At 43.1% G+C, this 20,423-nt stretch carries 18 protein-coding genes; 5 read left to right on the forward strand and 13 right to left on the reverse strand.

The features are described 5' to 3' along the window. Positions 1–5: 5 nt before the first annotated feature. Positions 6–1,190 carry a succinylglutamate desuccinylase/aspartoacylase family protein gene (locus A7D14_RS18670; RefSeq protein WP_067037895.1) on the reverse strand — a complete coding sequence of 395 codons (1,185 nt, stop codon included), beginning with the start codon at positions 1,188–1,190 and terminating at the stop codon, positions 6–8. A 2-nt stretch (positions 1,191–1,192) separates the two neighbouring features. Further along, positions 1,193–3,136 carry a CBS domain-containing protein gene (locus A7D14_RS18675; RefSeq protein ID WP_255307496.1) on the reverse strand — a complete coding sequence of 648 codons (1,944 nt, stop codon included), beginning with the start codon at positions 3,134–3,136 and terminating at the stop codon, positions 1,193–1,195. A gap of 62 nt (positions 3,137–3,198) precedes the next feature. Here A7D14_RS18675 and hemN point away from each other — a divergent pair, with 62 nt between their 5' ends. Together hemN and A7D14_RS18685 are read left to right on the forward strand one after the other, a co-directional pair. Beyond that, the gene (hemN, locus tag A7D14_RS18680; RefSeq protein ID WP_067037864.1) at positions 3,199–4,557 is read left to right on the forward strand and encodes an oxygen-independent coproporphyrinogen III oxidase; all 1,359 of its coding nucleotides are present in this window, start codon (positions 3,199–3,201) and stop codon (positions 4,555–4,557) included. 18 nt (positions 4,558–4,575) lie between these two features. Further along, a complete protein-coding gene (locus tag A7D14_RS18685; protein WP_067037866.1) occupies positions 4,576–5,397 on the forward strand; it encodes a universal stress protein in 822 nt (273 codons plus the stop codon). Between the two features lie 93 nt (positions 5,398–5,490). On the opposite strand, the gene A7D14_RS18690 is transcribed toward A7D14_RS18685, so the two are convergent. From A7D14_RS18690 to A7D14_RS18730, 9 genes are all read right to left on the reverse strand, one after another. Further along, on the reverse strand, positions 5,491–6,759 hold the full coding sequence (locus A7D14_RS18690; protein WP_067037868.1) for an acetyl-CoA hydrolase/transferase family protein: 1,269 nt from the start codon (positions 6,757–6,759) through the stop codon (positions 5,491–5,493). A gap of 15 nt (positions 6,760–6,774) precedes the next feature. Next, positions 6,775–7,485, reverse strand: a complete 711-nt coding sequence (locus tag A7D14_RS18695) for a sulfite exporter TauE/SafE family protein (protein WP_067037870.1) — start codon at positions 7,483–7,485, stop codon at positions 6,775–6,777. A 2-nt stretch (positions 7,486–7,487) separates the two neighbouring features. Then, the gene (locus A7D14_RS18700) at positions 7,488–7,934 is read right to left on the reverse strand and encodes a FixH family protein (protein WP_067037872.1); all 447 of its coding nucleotides are present in this window, start codon (positions 7,932–7,934) and stop codon (positions 7,488–7,490) included. A gap of 11 nt (positions 7,935–7,945) precedes the next feature. After that, positions 7,946–9,355 (reverse strand): cytochrome c oxidase accessory protein CcoG, encoded by a 1,410-nt coding sequence (gene ccoG / locus A7D14_RS18705; protein ID WP_067037874.1) that lies wholly within the window; start codon positions 9,353–9,355, stop codon positions 7,946–7,948. A 46-nt stretch (positions 9,356–9,401) separates the two neighbouring features. Further along, positions 9,402–10,376 (reverse strand): cbb3-type cytochrome c oxidase N-terminal domain-containing protein, encoded by a 975-nt coding sequence (locus A7D14_RS18710; RefSeq protein ID WP_067037898.1) that lies wholly within the window; start codon positions 10,374–10,376, stop codon positions 9,402–9,404. A gap of 4 nt (positions 10,377–10,380) precedes the next feature. Continuing rightward, entirely contained in the window at positions 10,381–10,569 is a 189-nt protein-coding gene (locus A7D14_RS18715) for a cytochrome C oxidase subunit IV (protein WP_067037876.1), read from the reverse strand. A 121-nt stretch (positions 10,570–10,690) separates the two neighbouring features. Then, complete coding sequence (gene ccoN / locus A7D14_RS18720; RefSeq protein ID WP_067037878.1) at positions 10,691–12,877, reverse strand: cytochrome-c oxidase, cbb3-type subunit I; 2,187 nt, start codon at positions 12,875–12,877, stop codon at positions 10,691–10,693. Positions 12,878–12,879: 2 nt separating this feature from the next. Beyond that, positions 12,880–13,089, reverse strand: a complete 210-nt coding sequence (ccoS, locus tag A7D14_RS18725; protein WP_014033097.1) for a cbb3-type cytochrome oxidase assembly protein CcoS — start codon at positions 13,087–13,089, stop codon at positions 12,880–12,882. A 59-nt stretch (positions 13,090–13,148) separates the two neighbouring features. Then, the gene (locus A7D14_RS18730) at positions 13,149–15,533 is read right to left on the reverse strand and encodes a heavy metal translocating P-type ATPase (RefSeq protein ID WP_067037880.1); all 2,385 of its coding nucleotides are present in this window, start codon (positions 15,531–15,533) and stop codon (positions 13,149–13,151) included. Between the two features lie 119 nt (positions 15,534–15,652). Between A7D14_RS18730 and A7D14_RS18735 the strand changes: the two genes are divergently transcribed. The 3 genes from A7D14_RS18735 (at position 15,653) to A7D14_RS18745 (ending at position 18,312) form a co-directional block, all read left to right on the forward strand. Beyond that, positions 15,653–16,342: a Crp/Fnr family transcriptional regulator gene (locus A7D14_RS18735; RefSeq protein ID WP_067037882.1), complete on the forward strand. Its 690-nt coding sequence runs from the start codon at positions 15,653–15,655 to the stop codon at positions 16,340–16,342. A gap of 81 nt (positions 16,343–16,423) precedes the next feature. Beyond that, on the forward strand, positions 16,424–17,326 hold the full coding sequence (locus tag A7D14_RS18740) for a universal stress protein (protein WP_067037884.1): 903 nt from the start codon (positions 16,424–16,426) through the stop codon (positions 17,324–17,326). A gap of 50 nt (positions 17,327–17,376) precedes the next feature. Continuing rightward, the gene (locus A7D14_RS18745; protein ID WP_067037886.1) at positions 17,377–18,312 is read left to right on the forward strand and encodes a threonine/serine dehydratase; all 936 of its coding nucleotides are present in this window, start codon (positions 17,377–17,379) and stop codon (positions 18,310–18,312) included. Here the strand turns inward: A7D14_RS18745 and A7D14_RS18750 are convergent. After that, entirely contained in the window at positions 18,309–19,772 is a 1,464-nt protein-coding gene (locus tag A7D14_RS18750; RefSeq protein ID WP_067037888.1) for a PAS domain-containing sensor histidine kinase, read from the reverse strand. The two genes, A7D14_RS18745 and A7D14_RS18750, sit on opposite strands and share 4 nt — an antisense overlap. A gap of 225 nt (positions 19,773–19,997) precedes the next feature. Further along, on the reverse strand, positions 19,998–20,423 hold a 426-nt coding region (locus tag A7D14_RS18755), incomplete at its 5' end, for a response regulator (RefSeq protein ID WP_255307497.1).

Here is a 20,423-nt window from a genome sequence, read left to right on the forward strand (position 1 = left end):
TTTTTCTAGAACCAGCTGGTGTTTTTATAATCACTGTTCCTTGAGGCTATTTCCCTGCTCTTGACCACCAAATGGGTCTCATCAAGCTGTCTGGTCCTGTATCCCAGCAAGTGGAATATCGATTTCGCCATGAAACGGGCAACCCTTTGGTCCACGATCAAAGTGTCTTTTTTATCCGATTTCCATTTAACACCGGGCAATTTCACCAATAGGTGATCCACCTTAAAACGTCTCAACTCCTTGGACAGCCACAACAAAAACTTGGGAATCGGCCTGATAAAATAAAACCCCTCCCCTCCTTGATCTTGGTACAAGGGCATAAAAATCTGTCTTTCCTTGCTTGCTTTGATCACAGCATCATTGCTCATTGCAATTTCTACTCCTTTGGGTATCTTCTGAAAATTTATAAACCCTGGGAACATTTTAAATTTGTCACCTGATTCTATGGTATGTTGATGGTAGATTTCGTAGAATCTGTGATCTACTTTGTTGAAATGCGCCAATCCATCCCCATTGATTTTTGATGGGTGGACCACACCGGTCAATTGCAAAGTGAACCAAATGAAATCAATACAATTTTCAACAGCTTTGCTGTCATCATGCTGGCCACTTTCAAAACCTAGGGACACATATCCCAGTTCGTTGATATAGCTCAACAACGCCCCTTCAAGATATTCCTCGATCCCCAAAATAATGGGCAGTGGATAGTTTGATGCATATTTTCGGTTCAACAGACTGTCGTTGAGCACAATAAAAGGGGCCGTATCACTGGAAGTGGTATGCAAATCAATAAAATAGAAGGGAGGAGTTGCTTTTTCCAAAATGTTATTGAGCACTTCCAAAAGTGCTTTTAATTCCTTTTCCTCCTCAATATCGGCTTGCTTATTTGCCCGTATATTTTTTATCCGCTCCGGAAACCAGATGCGGTTTAAATCTACTGTCTGGAACCTGACATGCCTATTGAGTGCCCCCAGATTTCCGGCCACGCCAAACAATTGCCCCTTTAAAGCACTGTTTTTTGATTTTAGCTCTTTAAAGACATGTTTTAGGGCAAAAACGCCTGCGGGTTCGTTGCCATGTATTCCAGCAAAGAAAACCACCGTTGGGCCACTTTTGTTCCCTTGCAGGTGGTCAATAGTACGCTTAACCGCTACAGTCTGTTTGGGGGCAATATTTTGTTTTTCTACCACAATCACAGGTCAACTTTACTAATGATCCCCACAATATGATTGTCCACGCAAACCGGCAAACAACCTATTTGGTGTTCTTCCATCATTTTCTTGGCGGTTTCTATTTCAGTTCTGGGCTCTACAGTAATTACATCTTTGACCATAATATCCGACACCCTAGCTTCTTTCTTGTCCAGTTTCTCAAACCTTTCTATATGGCTCCATGTTAGTAACCCCGCAATTTCCCCTTTTCCATTTTCTACAGGAATATGGTGAATATTGTTCCATTGCATAATAGCTATGGCCAAATTGGCATAATCATCTTCATAGAGCTTCATGAGTTTTGTGGACATGATCTGTCTTACCCATTGGAACGATTCCTTGGTTTTCTTCATTCCTGTAATTGGTTTCCATTGATGCACGGGAGCTTGGGTCTCTTGGTTGTTGTACATGGCCTTGGTCAACTGCACAATGGCACTGTCCAATTTCATCTGCTTTTTGAGCTCCCTAAAGTTTCTGATTTGCCACTCGGCCCCTGTACCCCTTTTCGTTCTTGCTTCAATTATCCCCAAAAGCCTATTAATGTCGCTTTCATCAATTTCAAATTTTCGTAGCCCATCATAAGCTATGGGCAACAATACCTTCAGGACAATCTCTTTGACTGTCATGGTCTTGTCCAACCATGAAAACATCGTGTTCCTTCCATTCATAGCGGCCTTAAAAAAGTTGAGTTTCGCCACCCTAAAATCCATGATACTCTGCATATCGTCATACTTTTTAGGTCTTCCTGCCATTAGTCCGACCCAAAATGCAAAGTTGGCCATTTCATCAATTATTGTTGGGCCAGAGGGAATATATCGGTTTTCAATCCGCAAATGTGGTTTTCCGTTGCCCACTCCGTAGCATGGGCGGTTCCATCGATACACCGTACTGTTGAACAAGCTCAATGCCTCCAGTTTCGGAATTTTTCCGTCCTGCAATACATCCAGCGAGCTTTTCTCAATGGGTTTTGTAAGCAAGATGCGGTGGGTAGAAATGTCCTGTTTAAAAATTTCGGCGACAGAATTTTTTTGCCATCGTTCCCCAAAACCTACTCTGGCTACTTGCTCCTTAACCTCTTTTGTCCAAACCCGGGCATCCAAGCTTTGTTGAAATAGGGCTATTCGGGTTTCTCTCCAAAGCTCTTTACCCAAAAGTAACGGAGAGTTGCAGCATATTCCCAAAACGGGTCCGGAAATGGCCTGTGCCCAATTATAGCTTTTGATAAAATCATCTGGGGGAATCTGCAAATGGAGTTGGAAACTGGTATTGCAGGCTTCAAAAAGTACAGAATCATGATGCAACGAAAGCTCATCTGCGCCCTTTATCCTAAGCGAGAAATCACTCCCCCTCCAAGTCTTTAAAACCTCATTTATGCGAAAATACCTCGGTATTGGGGTCATAAAATTCATCCCCAGTTCATCTTTGCTTATGGTCGGGAGAATACCGGTCAAAACGACCTTGACACCATGATCATCAGCTGTTTGTTTCACCTTGTCCAACAATTTCCTAAGCTGCTGTTCCATATTGGCAAAGCAATCCTTCTCCAGTTTATACGGGTCGAGGTTGGCCTCTATGTTATAAGTGGCAAATTCGGTGGTAAAATGGTCATCTTTGACATCTTTGATGATTTCCATGGATTTAGGGGATGGCCTGAAATCGCCATTAACCAGGCACATTTCCTGTTCAGCGCCTATTCGCTGGACATCATCTTCGATCATGCCGCCCTTTATCATCAATTCCAAGGCCTGTATATCATCAATCAAATGCTGAACGAACGCCTTGCGCTCCTCCTCATCAAACTTGCCGTTAACTATATGCTCGCCCATCGCTATGGAAATTGAACTCTTTATCCATGTTAAAGCTACGAAGTGCCAAAGGGCAAAAAAATGACAGATATCAGGTATTGATTTGTAGCGTACTGACATTTATCATGTTTTATACTGAGCCTTGCCATTAATTTTGGCCTTGTAATAAAATGGTATGAGCTATGTGCGGATTAGTACAGAAATACAATGTGCCGGGTCCTAGGTACACCAGTTATCCAACGGTTCCGTATTGGGATTTGGACAATTTTTCCGGTAAACTCTGGAAATCGACTGTATTGAAGACCTTTCAAGAAAATCCAAAAGAAGGGATAAGCCTATATGTACACCTGCCCTTTTGTGAAAGTATGTGTACATTTTGTGGTTGTCACAAGCGCATCACCAAAAGGCATGAGTTGGAGCTTCCCTACATCAACAGTGTGTTAAAGGAGTGGAAACTTTATGTTGATCTTCTGGGAGCCAAACCCATCATAAAAGAGCTTCATTTGGGTGGTGGAACGCCCACTTTTTTTTCTCCTGAAAACCTGAAATTACTGATAGATGGAATCCTCCTGAACGGCAAAAAGGCAGAAAATGCACAATTCAGTTTTGAAGGACATCCCAACAATACGACCAAAGCGCACCTTCAGGCCCTTTTTGATGTAGGGTTCAGAAGGGTCTGTTATGGTGTGCAGGACTATAATATGACCGTTCAAAGGGCCATAAACCGGATTCAGCCCTTTGAAAATGTTAAAAACGTGACCGAATGGGCCAGGGAAATCGGATACACCTCAGTGGGCCATGACATTATCTATGGGCTGCCATTTCAAGATTGTGCCCATGTGGAGGAAACCATTAAAAAGACCAACGCCCTTAGGCCAGACCGCATAGCATTTTACAGCTACGCCCATGTGCCTTGGCTAAAAGGCAATGGACAACGCGGTTACAAGGAAACGGACCTTCCTTCTTCCGTGGTGAAAAAAGCACAGTATGAAATGGGAAAAAGCATGTTGGCGGATTTTGGCTATAAAGATGTGGGAATGGACCATTTTGCCCTGCCATCCGATGACCTCTACGTGGCATTGACCAACGGTACCCTGCACCGAAACTTTATGGGCTATACCCCATCCAAGACCCAATTAATGATCGGTCTGGGAGTATCCAGCATTAGTGATAGTTGGTATGGGTTTGCCCAAAACGTAAAAAGTCTGGAAGAATATGAACATTTGGTTTCGCACGACCTTATTCCTATTTTTAAAGGACATATTCTTAACCAAGAAGATGAAATCTTACGAAAGCACATTCTTGATCTCATGTGCCGATTTGAAACTTCTTGGGAGAGGGAAGAAGCTGAAGTGGTCGATTTTCAAAGCATCATTGAAAGTTTATCGGAAATGGAATCCGATGGTTTGGTGGAGATTGGAGAAAATCAGATCTCAGTGACCGAAAAAGGAAGACCTTTTATACGAAACATCAGTATGGCCCTTGACTTGAAACTGCACCGGAAAAAACCAGAAACCCGGATATTTTCCATGACCGTTTAACCTATTAAAAACAAAGAAATGAAAAGCATAATTGTACCCGTAGATTTTTCAGAACAATCAGAAAACGCCCTAAAAGTGGCTGCATCCCTGGCCAAAGAAAACAAAGCCGAGTTGTTGGTGCTCCACATGTTGGAACTTTCACCGGCCATCATGAGTGAATCTGGATATGTATCGCAAGAACAAGTGGTTCACTTGATCAAAATTGGTGAAAAACGATTTGCCGACTTCTTGGACAAACCTTATTTAAAGGATGTCAACATTGTGCCCGTTATTAAGCACTACAAAGTGTTTAGTGAGGTGAACGAAGTTGCCGAAAAGCACAATGCAGACCTAGTGGTCATGGGCTCACATGGCACCGATGGCCTCCAAGAAATCTTCATTGGATCCAATACCGAGCGCGTTGTCCGCACCTCAGATATTCCTGTATTGGTCATAAAAGGAGAAATGGACAAGTTTAAACCTAAAAACTTTGTCTTTGCCTGCGATTTTTCGGAAGAAAATGTTCCTGCTCTCAAAAAGGCTGTGGAAATGGCCAAACTTCTTAATTGCAAATTGCAGTTGATCTATATCAATACACCAGGAGACGAATTTTTGAGTACCGATGATGCCTATGAAAAAATTTCCAAATTTTTGGACGCGGCCAAACTTGGGCTAACTGTGGAAATCTATAACGATTACACTGTAGAAAAAGGAGTGCTCAATTACTGCGACAAGGTCATGGCCGATATGATCGGCATACCTACACACGGTAGAAGAGGGTTATCCCACTTTTTTATGGGGAGCATCGGCGAGGATATCGCCAACCATTCCAATATCCCTGTGATAACCTTTAAAATTTAATGGATTGTATTTTTTGATTGGTTTCATACAATTCAAAAAAAGGGGGCAATTTTAAAATTGCCCCTTTTTTATTGCTTTTAAACCTGTAAATCTTTAGCCGTGGAATCTTGCATAAGCAGCTTTTTCCAATTCCTCCCTATGGTCAGGGTGCGCAATGGAAATTAACGCTTTGGCCCGCTGCTGCAGGTTTTTCCCAAAAAGATTCACCACGCCATACTCGGTCGCCACGTAGTGCATATGGGCCCGTGTGGTGGTAACCCCAGCGCCTTGCTTCAAAAATGGGGTTATCTTGGATACGCCCTTTTTTGTTGTGGACGACATGGCAATAATGGGCTTCCCTCCTTTGGAAAGTGATGCCCCTCGCATAAAATCCATTTGTCCCCCCACTCCAGAAAATTGGTATCCGCCAATGGTATCTGCACAGACTTGACCCGTAAGATCAATTTCTATGGCACTGTTGATGGCAGTTGCTTTTGGGTTTCTTCTAATTCTGGCCGTATCATTGGTATACCCCGAGTCCCTAAAATCACAAATGGGGTTATCATCTATAAAATCATACAGTTTTCGGGAACCTACAGCAAAACAAGCCACAATTTTACCTCGTTTAACCGTTTTTTCTTTTCCGTTGATGACACCACTTTCCAAAAGGGGCAATACGCCATCAGAAAACATTTCGGTATGGATTCCAAGGTTTTTATGGTTTCCCAAATTGGATAACACCGCATTGGGGATGTTCCCAATTCCCATTTGCAAGGTAGCACCATCCTCAATCAAGGATGCCACGTGCCTACCAATTTCGTGCTCTACTTCCGATATCTCGGTCGGATTATGTACGTGAATGGGCCTATTGACCTCCGTGGCAAATGCAATCTCATCTACGTGAACGATACCAGTACCATGGGTCCGAGGTACATGTGGATTTATCTGTGCCACAATTTTTTTGGCCGTTCTAATGGCGGGCAATGCCACATCCACCGAAACTCCCAAGGAACAATATCCGTGTTTGTCCGGTGGCGACACTTGTACAAAGGCCACATCCAACGGCAGATATTCGTCGGCGAACAACCACGGTATTTCACTCAAAAAAACCGGAATATAGTCACCCATATAGGTGTTTACAAAGGTCCTAACGTTGCCTCCCACAAAACAGGCATTCAAGGTAAAGGCATCACAATAGGGCTTTCTGGTATACTTTGCATCCCCTTCGGTGTGGATGGAAATGATCTCTACATCCTTCAATTCATCGTGACGCTCACAGAGTGCATCGATCAATTCGTTTGGGGTCATGGCCGCTCCTTGGAAAAAGACCCGGTCGCCTGATTTTACAATTCCTACCGCTTCTTCCACTGATGTTATTTTCATTCTGGATTTGATTTTTTAAGGTTGATGGCATTCAATGGTCGCTGTAACTGAATCTGCAGGTGCAGCTTTAGGAGAAACATAGGGTATTCCCAATCCCAGCCCACGTACAATAAACAATATACCAATGATGACCACAAATACCGGTATCAATTTCTGTATTTTGGATTTAATGGATCTACTGAACATTCCTTTGGAATAGACTACCAATGACATAAGCGGCACGGTTCCCATACCAAAAATCATCATGTAAAAACCGCCTTCCAAAGGACTGCCCATGGCAATGGCTCCCAAAAGGGCCACATAGACCAAACCGCAGGGCAAAAAGCCGTTCAAAAAGCCAATGGTCAAAAAGGTATCGGGTGTCTTTTTTTTAAGTTCAGCACCGAGTTTGGACTTTACCCTGCCAATGATCGAGTAAATGGGCGACAACATTTTATGTCCGTTCAGGTATTTTCCAGGAATCAATACAAGAACGATCATAAGCACCCCTATTCCGATGGACAGTTTTTGCTGAATGCCGAACAATGACAATCCCTTGCCCAAAAGTCCAAACAACAAGCCGATCATACCGTATGCCAAGAGTCTCCCAAAGTGGTAGATGGACAGTTGCGCGGTCTTTTTAACACCATTGCTTTGGTCCAAAGGCAGCATAAAGGCTATTGGCCCACACATGCCCAAGCAGTGCAGGCTTCCCAAAAGTCCCAGAACCAATGCGGATGTCAACATGATCAGTACACCAATTTTTCTTTATGCAAAAAGGAATTACCTTCGTATTCCCAGTTTATGGAAATGTCCCAGCGACCGTCCACCAAGCGTTTGTCAGGTATGAGCAAATGTGTATTGGACAAACTTATAGAAAAGTTGGTATCCAAGTGCTTGTTAGACGGTCTGTATAGGGACACTGTTCCACTTATTTTTTTAGGGTCGAAACGTTCAGGAAAATAAACCACCAAACCTTCATCTGTTTTTTCAACCTTTAGGTTGGCATTCATTTCGGTTGCCTTTTTTGATGCATCTATCTCTTGCTGATAGGACAACTCTTTTTTATAGTATTCCTCCGTCACCAAATCGTGGTTGGCCCTATCATCCGTACTCATCCTGAAGACAAAGTATAGGATGAAGGTGATAAAACCTATAAATGCCAATACGATTCCCGTTCCCCAATTAATTTTCATTGTTGTCTTTTTTAATTATAGCTCCTCGGTGCCAAAAACTGGGTCACCGTAGTTTCTATGAGTTCATCACCGCTATACACCCCAATCTTCAATTTATCCTTGTCACCGTTCAATGCCGAAGCGTTTATTTCGATGAACAGGGTGCCTTCAGTCAACTCTTCCGCCGGAACGGTAAAACTGTCTTGGGACACCATTTTGATTTCCCCGTTATGTGACATCAGCTCAAAAGAAACATTTTCGATATCGTTGGTGGTCTTGTTCACTAATTTATAGGTGTACACATTGCTGATGATATTGTTCTCCTTGCGCTCGTACAACTGACCTGGCAAACGCAGTATGTTGGCCTCAACCTCGTTCCGCAAGAACAACATCCCGATCAAAATTCCAGTCAATACGGTTAGCACCGCGGTATACCCCTTCATTCTGGGTGTGAACTTAAACTTGGTTTTCTTGGTGATCTCATCCTCACTTGCATAACGAATCAACCCTCTGGGCCTATTGATGCTATCCATAATATGATCGCATTCATCAATACAAGCGGTACAGTTTACACACTCCAATTGGGTTCCATTTCGGATGTCTATTCCCGTGGGGCAAACATTCACGCATTGGAGACAATCAATACAATCACCATGTCCCAGTGCTTCCCGATCTTCGTTTTTTCTGAACTTTTTACGTCCATTTTCACCTTCACCACGTTCATGGTCATAGGCCACCACAATGGATTTATTATCCAAAAGTACCCCTTGTAATCTACCATAAGGGCAAGCAATGATACATACCTGTTCCCTGAACCACGCAAAGATGAAATAGAACACCGCTGTAAAAATCAGGAGTGGCACCATGGTGCCCAAATGGGCCATGGGACCATCGGTAATGTATGATAGCAGCTGATCACTTCCAATCAGATACGCCAAGAACACATTGGCAATAAAAAAGGAGATGATGAAGAAAATGATCCACTTCAATACTCTTTTTCTGATTTTTTTGCCCGTCCAAGGTGCTTTGGCCAAACGCATCTGGGCGCCCCGGTCTCCATCTATCCAATATTCGATACGACGGAAGACCATTTCCAAGAAAATGGTCTGGGGGCACATCCACCCACAGAAAATACGACCATATGCGACCGTAAACAGTGCAATGAAAATTACCCCTATGATCATGGACACGACCATCAAGTGAAAATCCTGGGGCCAAAACGGAAGTCCGAATATATTGAAACGACGATCCAACACATTGAACAACAAGAACTGGTGCCCATTGATCTTCACAAAAGGAGCGGCTACCAAGAAAATCAGCAGAAAGTAACTAACGTACTTTCGGTAATTGTAATACCGTCCACTGGGTTTCTTGGGGAAAATCCAATTTCTTTTCCCTTCTTCTGTGATTGTGCCTATGGAATCCCTAAAGTTCTCTTCCATCGTTTTGATTTGTCAATTCATACTACCATAGACGTCCCCAAAAGGGTTAATTCATGGCTACGTCTGTTGAATCAGTGGCCTGCTCCATTTGTTCTGGTGCAGTTTCTTCCGTTTCAGATTCTGTTCCATTGGAGTCTTTCGGGGCATTCGGGTCTACCCAAATTTCTCCTTCAGGCTCTTTTGGGTTGGCAGGTGTTGTCCCGCCCAAGGTGATTACATAACTGGCCACTTGGGCTATTTCGGCAGGCTTTAAGCTTTGTTTCCATGCCACCATCCCTTTACCATCACGACCACCTTCGGAAATTGTGGTAAAGACATTTTTGATACCTCCTCCCAATATCCAGTATTGGTCTGTTAAGTTTGGTCCGATTCCACCACCGCCATCTGCCATATGACAAACGACACAGTTGGTTGTGAAAATCTTCTCGCCAGCACTCAAATCAGCTGGATCAGACAAAAATTCTACCGTACTGGCATCCACCAAGTCCTTGGCAGTTCTTTTATACTCTTCAATAGCTGCTTGGGCAGCGGCCACCTCTTGTTCGTATTCCTGTTCTTGAGTATAATCTCCAATAACGTGGAAGCGCACCAGATACACTACTGAAAAAACAATGGTTGCATAGAAAAGGTATACCCACCAAGGAGGGAGCACATTGTCCAACTCACGGATACCGTCATAATCGTGGTCCAGGACAATTTCCCCTTCGCGTTCAATGGAACGGCTCTTGGTCAACTTTTTCATGAGGTTTTTGGCCCATGTCCATTCATATTTCTTGCTTTTGGTTTCCAAGTAACGTTCTTTGCCTTCTTCTGAAAGGGTTTGGAACATAATGTTCTCTATGGAAGCCAAAATCAATTCAATGGCAATAAGGATCATCAATACCAACAGCATAAAAAACTGTGTGATGGGATATTCAAGTATTGCGGGTTTGTCACCGGAGTCTATAAAGAATTCCATCAATCCGAAGATCAAAAAGAATAAAACCGGGACTCGTATCCACCAAGGTGTTTTTGTGCTCATAATGTTATAGTTTGTTTTGTTGATCATCGTTATCCAATGGCAGTTCGGACATCTCCCTTATGTGTTCCTTGGTAGCGGTAAATACCCACCAGAACAAGAGAACAAAAAACACAAAGAAGATGAGCAGGGAAACCATGGGGTAGTTGGCTATCCCATCGATGGTTTCCATATGTTCTTTTACAAATTTCAACATGGTTATATTAGATTTTAGATGCAAGAATCAAGACGCCTGCCTGCGGCAGGCAGGCTAGACCTTTGAAGGTCTTTGCTATTGGATATCTTGGTTCTTGACTCTTGATTCATGATTTCTTTTTCTATTTTTCGGCTGTATCGGTAATTTTGATATCGGTACCCAATCGTTGTAGATAAGCGATCAAGGCCACGATTTCGCGATCTCGCATTTCCACAAATTCCAATCCGTTTTCCTCAGCGTATTTTTTATCGGCTTCATAGGTCCTTTCAAATTCTGGGTCTACGTAAAGGCTCTTTTCGATTTGCTCTGCTTGCTCTGCCATGGATTGCGGAGCGTTGGCAATATCCTCTTCGGTATAGGGAACACCAAGCTTTACCATGGCCTCCATTTTAGCTTGAATATCGCTACGGTCGTGTTCGTCCGTAACCAGCCATTCGTAGGATGGCATAATGGAACCTGCTGACGTACTTTGTGGATCGTACATATGGTTTAAGTGCCAGCTATCGGAGTATTTGCCTCCAACACGTAACAAGTCTGGACCTGTCCGCTTACTGCCCCACAGGAATGGGTGGTCGTACACAAATTCTCCAGCCTTGGCATACTCGCCATAGCGTTCCACCTCACTACGGAACGGCCTGATCATTTGTGAGTGACAACCCACACAACCTTCTCGAATGTAAAGATCACGACCTTCCAATTCCAGTGGCGTATAGGGTTTAACACTTGTAATGGTCGGAATATTGGATTTCACCAAGATGGTTGGGATAATCTGAACAATACCCCCAATCAAAATGGCTACGGTGGCCAAAATAGTCAGCTGAACCGGTTTTCTTTCCAACCAATTATGGAAGGTTTCGCCAGCCACTCTTCGTTTTGCAACGCGTTCCAATGCTGGAGCTTCTGCTGCTTCATCTTCAACCTTGCTACCAGACCTAATGGTCATCACAATATTGTAAAGCAACACGAACATACCGAGGATGTACAACGAACCTCCGATGGCCCTCATCCAATACATGGGGATGATTTGGGTGACAGTTTCCAAGAAGTTACCATAAACCAAGGTACCATCTGGGTTAAATTCTTTCCACATCAAGGCTTGGGTGAATCCTGCTACGTACATGGGAAGGGCATACAATACAATACCCAAGGTGCCAATCCAGAAGTGGAAATTGGCCAATCCTTTGGAGTGCAAACTTGTTTTGAACATTCGCGGCACCAACCAGTAGATCATACCAAAGGTCAAGAACCCGTTCCAGGCCAAGGCCCCAACATGAACGTGGGCAATGATCCAGTCACTGAAGTGGGCAATGGCGTTTACGTTTTTCAAGGAAAGCATTGGGCCTTCAAAAGTGGCCATACCATACCCCGTGATGGCTACCACCATAAATTTTAATGTGGCATCGGTACGCACCTTGTCCCATACACCACGAAGGGTCAACAATCCGTTGATCATACCACCCCAAGATGGGGCTATCAACATTATGGAAAATACCACACCGAGGTTCTGTGCCCAGTCAGGCAAGGAAGAATACAACAAGTGGTGGGGACCTGCCCAGATATAAATGAATATCAACGACCAAAAGTGGACGATGGACAGCCTATAGGAATAGATGGGCCTGTTCGCCGCCTTGGGAACAAAGTAGTACATCAACCCCAAGAAAGGCGTGGTCAAAAAGAATGCCACCGCATTATGCCCGTACCACCATTGTACCAAAGCATCCTGCACACCAGCATACACCGAATAACTCTTCAGTGCAGATACCGGCAGCTCCAAGCTATTAAAAATGTGCAGCACGGCTACGGTAACAAACGTGGCCAAGTAAAACCAGATGGCCACATACAGGTGCCTTTGCCTTCTTTTGAGGATGGTACCGATCATGTTCCATCCAAAGACCACCCATACTACTGCAATGGCAATATCTATGGGCCATTCCAATTCGGCATATTCCTTGGTGGTGGTATACCCCAATGGAAGTGTGATCGCTGCGGCGACAATGATCAATTGCCAGCCCCAGAAGTTGATGTTGCTCAAGGCGTCACTGAACATCCTGGCTTTAAGCAAGCGTTGCAAGGAGTAATACACCCCTGCAAAGATGGCGTTCCCCACAAATGCGAAGATCACGGCGTTGGTGTGCAATGGACGCAAACGCCCAAAACTCAACCATGAAATGCCCTCTGTAACATTGGGGAACAAAAACATAAAGGCCAATAAAAGGCCTACCGACATACCCACTACGCCCCATAAAATGGAGGCGTATAAGAACTTTTGTACGATTTTGTTATCGTAACGGAACTGTTGTATTTCCATATTTATTGGTTTGTACTTTTAGTTTGTTTGATTTCCTTTTTATTTGGGTTTGATTTTTCCTTGTCCTTAACCACCTCATCCTCGAACAACATTCTTACCGATGGGGTATAGGTGTCATCGTATTGTCCGCTTTTTACCGAGAAAACAAAGGCTACAAAAAAGATTACGGCCACCGTTATGCTAATGGCCAACAACACATAAATAACACTCATACCTGCCTGAATTTAGGGGTAAAACTACTGTGATGGTATTCCTCAAAAAATGACATATATCAGCTTTCTAAAATTTTTAAATCTTTACCGAGGTAATTTGTCGCCAAGGTGGTGAACACCACAATACTGATAGAGCTCAACGGCATCAGAATAGCGGCAATCACGGGCTGTAACTGACCTGTAACGGCAAAATACAATCCCACGACATTGTAACAGAGCGACAACAAAAAGCTCATTTTTATAATGCGAATGGATTTTTTGGACAGTTGTATGAACTTTGGCAGCATTCGCAGCTTGCTCGCATCCAGAATGCCATCACAAGCTGGTGAAAACACATTGATGTTTTCCGAAACAGCCAATCCTACATCACTTTGGGCCAGGGCCCCCGCATCGTTCAAACCATCGCCCACCATCAAAACTTTATGTTTTTCCTGTAAATGTCTGATGTATTCCAACTTGTTCTCTGGCTTTTGGTCAAACAGCATTGTTGTCTTTTCAGGAAGCACTTTTTCCAACTGCGCTTTTTCTCCATCATTATCCCCCGAAAGAATGCCCAGTTCCAAATCGGTTGCCAATTCATCAAAAATTTGGCTCATCCCATCGCGATAGGTGTTCTTGAACACGAACCGTCCCTTAAAATCTTCATCGGCACTTACGTAGACCGAAGTATTGGTCAATGCATTGGATTTGCTTTCACCCACATAAGATGCCGAACCCACTTTTATGGAGTGCTCCTTATATTTGCCCTCGATACCTTTTCCGGTATGTTCTTGGAATTCTTCCAAGGTCATGATGGCATTGGATTTTAAAATAGTGTATAGTGATCGGCTCAACGGGTGGTTGGATGCCCTCAAGGTAGTTTTTAAGAGTGCAGTTTCCTCCTCCGTAAGTTCCATTCCTTCGTAGTGGATGGTGTCTTTTACATTAGTGGTCAAGGTTCCTGTCTTATCAAAAATGGCGATATCGATTTTCGACAAGCGTTCGATCACATTGGTATTCTTCAAATAGAATTTATGTTTCCCAAAAATGCGTAGCATATTTCCCAAGGTAAATGGGGCCGCCAACGCAATGGCGCACGGACAGGCGATGATCAATACCGAAGTGAACACATTCAGGGCCAAACTTGGGTCAAAAATCAACCAAAAAGCGGTGGCCAAGGTGGCAATGCTCAAAACGGCAATGGTGAATCGTTTTCCAATGCTATCTGTAAGGGTCTGGAATTGACTTGCCTTGTCCTTTGCAAAAATGGAGTTGCCCCACAACTGGGTCAAATAACTTTGGGAGACGGATTTCAGCACCTCAACCTCCAAAACCCCTGAAAGTTGTTTGCCGCCCGCAAACAATTTTTCTCCCGATTCCTTAAAAACTGCTTCGGATTCGCCCGTTACAAAACTGTAATCGATTTCGGCAGTTCCTTTGATCAGAATACAGTCCACAGGGATAATTTCGTGGCTTCGGATCAAAACCCTATCCCCTACTTCAATGTTATAAATTTGGATATTTTCTTCTTCCCCGTTTTGCTTCAAACGGGTAACGGCTATGGGAAAATAGGATTTGTAATCGCGTTCAAACGAAAGATAGGCGTAGGTTTTCTGCTGAAAAAATTTCCCCAATAGCAGAAAAAAGACCAAGCCGGTGAGACTATCAAAAAAGCCGGAACCCAAATCAAACACAATGTCCACCGTACTCCTTAAAAAAAGCACCAATATCCCCAAGGCGATGGGCACGTCAATATTCAATAATTTGGAACGGATGCCCTTGTAGGCCGAGATAAAATAATCCTGTGAGGCATAAAATACCACGGGCAGGGAAAAGGCGAACATCAACCAACGGAAAACCTGCTTGTATTGGTCCAACCAAAATTCTTCTACCTCAAAATACTCGGGAAAGGAGAACAGCATCACATTGCCAAAGGCAAAACCCGCGACACCCAACTTATAGATTAGGGAACGGTCTACTTTTTTTGCTTTCTTGTTGTATTCCTCAAGAGAGATATAGGGTTCGTAGCCGATGCTGCCCAGCAAAAGTACCAATGCTTTCAGGGAAAAATCCTCTGTTTTATAGGTAACCCGGATGGTTTTCTTTGGAAAGTCGACCTGGGAAACTTTAATGGCCGAATGTAGCTTGTTCAGGTTTTCCAATACCCAAATGCAGGAACTGCAATGAATGGTGGGAATACTCAAACTGACCACCTGTACGCCTTCTTCATTAAACTCCACGAGTTTCTGTACAATTTCTTGGTTGTCCAAAAAATCGTATTTCTGACGGATTTCGTTAGGTGTGGTTCCTGCTTTGCCCTCTATTTCGTAATAGGTGGACAGGCCGTTCGATGTAAAAATTTCGTAAACGGTTTTGCAACCATTGCAACAAAAATCCTTATCATCAAACTGCACATAACTTTTACCGCACTCGTCTCCACAATGATAACAGGTTGGGTCTGTCATTTCACATTTGCTTTACCTGATGCAAATTTGTAATACTCTTCCTCTTAAAAATATGACATTTATCAGTTAATACTGTGTAGATTCCCTTTAAATTTGTTGAATCAGGTAAACCAATCATTATGGAAAGCAGGTGTGAAAATTGTATTATCCGACAGTTCAACTCGCTCCGTGCCATGAGCAAGGAAGAACTGAAGCAAGTTTCCGACTCCAAAACCACCAAGATCATCAAAAAGGGTGAGTCTATTTTTGAGGAAGGCGAAAAGCTCAATGGTGTTTATTGCGTAAGGAGCGGCGTTTCCAAACTTTCCAAACTCAGTGCCAATGGAAAAGACCAAATCGTGAAATTGGCCAGCAAAGGCGAAGTTCTGGGTCAACGTTCGGTTATTTCACAAGAGAGTACAAATCTTTCCGCCATTGCTGTGGACACTATGGAGGTTTGCTTCATTCCAAAGGAGAGCATTACCACTACCCTTCAAAAGAATCCGGATTTCACTTTGGAGGTTTTGCGCCATATGGCCCACGATCTTAAAGAGGCCGATGATGTCATCGTCAATATTTCCCAAAAAACGGTAAAACAGCGTATGGCAGAGGCCTTTCTTTACCTAAAGAACAATTTTGGTGAAGATGCCGATGGATTCTTGTCACTTACCCTTTCCAGGGAAGATATTTCCAATGTGGTGGGTACTGCAACCGAATCTGCCATTAGAATCATTTCCGAATTCAAAAAGAACGGCCTGATTCGTACTTCAGGCAAAAAAATCGGTATTAAAGATGAGCGCAAACTTCTCGAAATGGTCGAGGGCTTCTAGACCATTTTTCAAAACCTGACAATTGTCATAGTATCCCCTAGCCCATAGGTCTAATTTTATTGCATCGTAAAATGTAGTCCGATGCAAAAGATATTGATACCTACGGATTTTTCGGAGAATGCATGGAATGCCATTGATTACGCCATGCAATTGTTTCGCAACAGGCGTTGTACTTTTTATTTGCTCAACACCTATACCCCTGTCATCCCAAGCAGCCGATTTATGGCCAAAATGATTGATGGGGTTCGCATTGTGGATGCAGTCCGGGAAAATTCTGAACGGGAATTGAGCAAAACCGTGGAACGAATCAAGACCAAATACGGAAACCCTAACCACAGTTTCGAGACCATTTCTTCCTTTAACCTATTGGTGGAAGAGGTAAAAGATATTGTGGAAACTTTTGGTATCCATATGGTAGTTGCCGGCACAAAGGGAGCATCTGGAGTGGATGAGGTATTTATGGGCAGCAACACGGTTCGGATAATAAAAAGCACTAAAAAATGCCCCGTTTTGGCCATTCCCTATCATTTTGAATATGTTACGCCTTCGGAGATTGCTTTTGCCACGGACTTTAACCGGTTTTATACCTCTTCCGAACTATCTCCCTTGTTGGAAATGGCCAAGATGTTCAATGCCACTATCCGCATTGTGCACGTACAGTACGGCATAAAGGCATTGAGTGAACTTCAACAGTTCAATTTAAACATGCTGCGCCGGTACCTTGGCGATGTGGAACATTTTGTACACACGGTTTCCGAGCTCAATTCGGTTTCCCATACTCTGGAAACGTTTTCCAAAGAGTTGGGGATCCATTTGTTGGCCATGTTGAACTACCAGCACAGCTATATGGAAAAGATGACCCGTGAGCCCATCATCAAAAGAACGGCGTTCCACACCCAAATACCTTTATTGGTGATTCCGGAACTGGGTATGGAGGGCATTTCCGCTAAGCAAGAAGAGGAAGAGCTGGAGTCCCACAATTAACGTCCCGTTGTTATCTTTGCCTTGATTGGGTCGCTTCAAAAGGCAATTCTATGCACAAACAACAACTAATTGACTGCCACGAGCGGATAAAACCTTTTATCCACAACACTCCTGTGCTCACTTCCCGCCTCATTGACGAGATGGCTGGTGCCCATTTGTTTTTTAAATGTGAAAACTTTCAGCGTATGGGCGCTTTTAAAATGCGTGGAGCAGCCAACGCCATAATGCAACTTTCGGATGAACAAAAGAAGAACGGTGTAGTCACACATTCTTCGGGCAATTTTGCCCAAGCCCTGTCCCTTTCCGCACAAAGTTTAGGGGTTAAAGCCTATATTGTGATGCCAAGTTCAGCTCCCCAAGTAAAAAAAGATGCAGTCAAGGGCTATGGAGGCATCCTGATCGAATGTGAACCCACCTTGGCGGCCAGGGAACGTGAATCTGATCGTATTGTAAACGAGCACGGGGCTACTTTTATCCATCCTTCCAACAACGACCATGTGATTTTAGGACAGGGAACTGCCTGCAAAGAACTGTTGGAACTATACCCAGATCTTGATTACGTGGTGACCCCCGTTGGCGGCGGCGGATTGATTGCGGGAACCGCTCTTGCCGCATATTACTTTGGGAACGATTGTAAGGTCATTGGTGGCGAACCTTTTGAGGTGGACGATGCCTATCGCTCCTTACAAAGTGGAAAAATAGAAACCAATACCACCACAAACACCATTGCCGACGGTTTAAAAACGCAGTTGGGTGATCGAAACTTTCCCATTATTCAAAAGCATGTGGAAGAAATTGTCCGCGTGACCGAAGAAGAAATCATTGCGGCCATGCGATTGATTTGGGAACGCCTTAAAATTGTATGCGAACCTTCCAGTGCGGTAGCTTTGGCCGCTATTTTTAAGAAAAAGGACGAACTATCGGGCAAAAAGATTGGAGTTATAATCTCTGGAGGAAATGTAGATATAAGTGCCCTGCCATTTTAAATTTTGGAGCTGGTCGGAAACGTAATGGTAAAAGTTGTGCCAACACCTTTTTCACTTTCCACCTCAATTCTTCCTTCCATCGCCTCAACTTGGGTCTTTACAAGATACAGTCCCAGCCCTTTTCCATCGGTGTCTCCACTTAGCCTACCGTACATGTTAAAAATCTTCCTTTCCCTTTCCGGGGTAAGTTCCATGCCAATTCCATTGTCCTTAACATGGATCAATATGGAGTCATCTGTCAACTGGGTCGAAATTTCCACAATGGGAACAACACCTTCCTTGGCATAATTGATGGCATTGAGAACAAGATTATATAAAATATTGACAAAGTAGCTTTTGAGACCCACAATAGACCCAACTTGTGAAAAATCAGTTTTAATCACCGCATTGGTTTTGGCCGTTTCTTCGGAAAGCAATCCATCCACGTCTTTCATCACCTCTGTCAAAATGATTTCCCGGAACCTTTCCCTATCGGTATTCTTCATCGATAAAGAAAGATTAAGGTCTTTTATGGTTTGGTCCAATGCTTCCGTGGTGTTCTCAATTTTCCTTACAATGTCATCATTCATTTCATCCTTGCCCCATTCGTATATTTTAGACAACATCAAAAGATTTGAGATAGGTCCCCTAAGGTTATGGGAAATAATCCGTACAAAATTTTGAAGCTCGTTGTTCTGCTGTACTATCTGTTCATTGTTCTTTACATCTTTGGTCACCTCCTGTGTGGTGCCCGACATGCGATAAGGCTTGTTGTTTTCATCGTAGTATACCTTACCCTTTTGATGCACATACCTCACTTCGCCACCATTGACAACAATTCTATGGACAATATCATGCAACATATTCTTTTGAATGCTCCGTTCCACATTTTTATTGAAAATTTCCCTGTCTTCCGGATGTATAATTTCCATTAGCGCCTCATAATTGGCCCCAAATTCACCGGGAACCTGCCCAAAAATGCTGAAAAGTTGATTGGACCAGGTTATCTTGTTTCGCAGCATATCCCAGTTCCAGTGCCCTACGTTGGTTATTCTTTGAACCTCATTATACTTATTTTCACTGGCTTCAAGCCTATGGATATTGTCAACTTCATTGGTAATGTCCTTCTGCCATATACTGCACCCCACCAATTTGCCAGACGCTTCCATAAAAGGTTGAAACGCAAATTCATGGACACGAAAAGACCCCCCTTTGACCAAAGTGTGCTTTGCCGTTACAGCATAGCGGTTCAATGCCCGTTCACAGCCTTTCCCGCAAATGCTGAAAAAATAACTTTTGTCATAAATGGGCCTTAAGTCCAGGCCTATTTGCGGCTCACTGCCCAACTCTTCCTTGAATTTTTGTTCAAACGAATGGTTAAAGGACGTTAATTGGAAATCTTTATCCATGGTCCAGATAACATCACTGCTATCTTCTAAGATTTCAATTGCATCTTGTATGCGAACTTGTTTTTTTTTCACCTTTCTAAACTTTTACAAAACAATTTATGGTGTATTGCGAAGGGGGAAATAAAGTATCACTGAGACACTGCGCCATAAAGTTTACTTCATAAATATTTTTTGCCAAAACCACCGGTTTCAACAAATATATTCGGTTAAAACTTTATTGTTGGCAACGTCAAAATACCAAAAAACAATTGAAATTGATTTGGATTTAGAAATTTTGAATATAGATTATTCAAAAATTTAGGAGAAGGAACCTTGCAGGTATTCTTCCAAATGCTCAATCTGCAATGGTTTTGTAATAAATTCCTTTACGTATTTATCATACTTTTTGGCTTCTTCCCTATCCTCATCCGATTCTGAGGATGTAACGAGCAAAACTTCGTTGGTTCCAGGAAAATCTTCAAGCATCATAAATTCCAAGAATTCAAATCCACTCATTTCCGGCATGTTTATGTCAAGAAGAATCAATGTCTTAACGTTCGGGTTATCCCTAAACCTGAGATCATCAAGTGCCAATTCGGGGTTGGTAAAGCTTTTAAGTTTATCCTCCATTCCCATTCTTCTGAAATGGATTGCATTCACGGTGTTAACAAGGTCCTCGTCATCGACCAAATAAATTTCCTTGTACATATGGTTTAGTTGATATGGTTTTGGTTTAGCTAATCG

The sequence above is a fragment of the Allomuricauda sp. CP2A genome (assembly GCF_001683915.1).
GTDB lineage: Bacteria > Bacteroidota > Bacteroidia > Flavobacteriales > Flavobacteriaceae > Flagellimonas.